The sequence below is a fragment of the Lachnotalea glycerini genome, assembly GCF_003201285.1.
GTDB lineage: Bacteria > Bacillota > Clostridia > Lachnospirales > Lachnospiraceae > Lachnotalea > Lachnotalea glycerini.
Window position 1 is genome coordinate 1 of the sequence record NZ_QICS01000041.1, and the last position, 1,819, is coordinate 1,819.

The window sequence follows — 1,819 nt, forward strand, 5'->3', positions numbered from 1 at the left end:
TACGTGAGGTTTTCCCTCATACGGCTTTCCGACATTCTTCTTTCTACAGCTTTACGTCATGCAATCATTTGTTGCAAACCCTTGTCTACTAATTTCAGCTTTATTTTGTATAATCCTTTCAAACTTCTGCTATTTTGGTGTTTCTTGTTGTACCACCTTGTAAATGTACAAAGAATGTACCAGTCAATCGCTCTCAACCATTTGCCATCATTCTTAGTCTTGTAATAATTCCTCCATCCTACGATTTTGGGATTCATTACTTGAATCAGTTCTTCTTCACTTTTTGGGAGTTTGTTTCTCTGATTTATATTCTCTTTGATGACTGATTTCATTTTCTTCATGGCTTTCTTGCTTGGATATTGGTATGTCTCTCCAAATGGCTTCCCATTTTTCTTCTTTTTAGTAAATCTTCTATGGTGTATACCCAGAAAATCGAAGCCCTCTTTTCCTCCCCACATACTAACCGTTTTTGTTTTAGTAGGGTTGAGCGTTAAGTCAAGTTTCCCCATGATATATTTCATCAGGCTAAGGGCATGGTTGGCACTTTTCTTATTTTTACAGATTATCGCACAATCATCGGCATAACGTACCATCTTCCCATGGGCAAGTCCATACTTTTCCCACAATCGGTCAAACGTATTTAGATAGATGTTTGCTAATAACGGTGAGATGACTGAACCCTGGCTAGTACCTAGTTCACTGACTTCTAGCATGTTCCCATACAGAATACCTGCTTTCAGCCACTGCCGGATTAGTTTTAATATCCGTCTGTCCGATACTCTTTGTTCCACCAATTTCATTAGTTTGTCTTGGCTAACCCTGTCATAGAACTTCTCGATATCTGCATCAACAACATAATAGCCTTTGTTGTTACATGCCTTTCTGACTACTTCTAGCGCCTGTTTTGCACTACGTTTCGGTCTGAATCCGTAAGAGCAGTCCTTAAAGTCCGCTTCGAATACGGGCTCTATTGCTATTTTCGTAGCCATTTGTACAATTCTATCTCTGACTGTTGGAATACCAAGAGGTCTCTCGCTTCCGTCGGGTTTTGGTATCATAACTCGTTTTACTGGCTTCGGAATATATTCCCCAAGCATAAGTTCTTTCTGAATTTCTATCAGATATTTCTCAATGCCATAGGCTTCTATATCCTCTATTCTGATTCCATCAACTCCACTTGAGCCTTGGTTTGCTTTCACTCTTTTCCATGCCTCGAACAGTACATCATCTCGATATACTTTGTCATAGAGTGCATGAAATCTTCTTGTACTGCATTTCTTGGCTGTTAGATATAGTTTGTTTTGAAGTTGTCGAACTTTTTCTTTGGAGTTGTTAGTCTTCATGACATTCTCTCACTCTTACCCTCTCTGCAAACTTGAATGAAGCAGGGTTCCTTTCCTAAGTAATGTTTTGTTCCATTACCATTATCGGTACTATGAACCCCTCCGACTCCCTCCTACCTAGAATACGATTTCGCTCGGCTTATACGCATCTTCTTTACCATTTGGTGGTAGGTAGGGTCTCTCCAGTTCCGAACCACACCTTTCATACATACCGCTTCCCATATACCGGAGGATTATCAATGGTGCTTCCAGTTTCTTCCCATCTTCCATGGTCTTCGCCCAATAGAACAAGGCTCGGCTTCCCCACTCTACTCTTTTCAGAGCAGTTTATTTTACGATACGGCAGAATTCACTTTATGTTACGGTCTGCATGATTGTTAGCACCTCTTTCGAAGTTACATTACCCACTCGCTTAGCACCCTGCATTACTACAACGCACCGAGTTTGACTATATGGCTCACTGGCGATTACCATAA

2 protein-coding genes are annotated in these 1,819 nt (G+C 40.6%); both read right to left on the reverse strand.

All coding sequences use genetic code 11. From position 1 onward, the window contains the following. Positions 1-56 precede the first annotated feature (56 nt). On the reverse strand, positions 57-1,343 hold the full coding sequence (gene ltrA / locus C8E03_RS21685; protein ID WP_110292103.1) for a group II intron reverse transcriptase/maturase: 1,287 nt from the start codon (positions 1,341-1,343) through the stop codon (positions 57-59). Between the two features lie 117 nt (positions 1,344-1,460). Further along, a complete protein-coding gene (locus C8E03_RS22200; RefSeq protein WP_170123096.1) occupies positions 1,461-1,613 on the reverse strand; it encodes a hypothetical protein in 153 nt (50 codons plus the stop codon). Positions 1,614-1,819 lie beyond the last annotated feature (206 nt).

Excerpts from the sequence above, each read along its gene's own strand:
- ltrA (WP_110292103.1), bottom strand. The coding sequence starts at position 1,343 with ATGAAGACTAACAACTCCAAAGAAAAAGTTCGACAACTTCAAAACAAA.
- C8E03_RS22200 (WP_170123096.1), bottom strand. The coding sequence starts at position 1,613 with ATGGAAGATGGGAAGAAACTGGAAGCACCATTGATAATCCTCCGGTAT.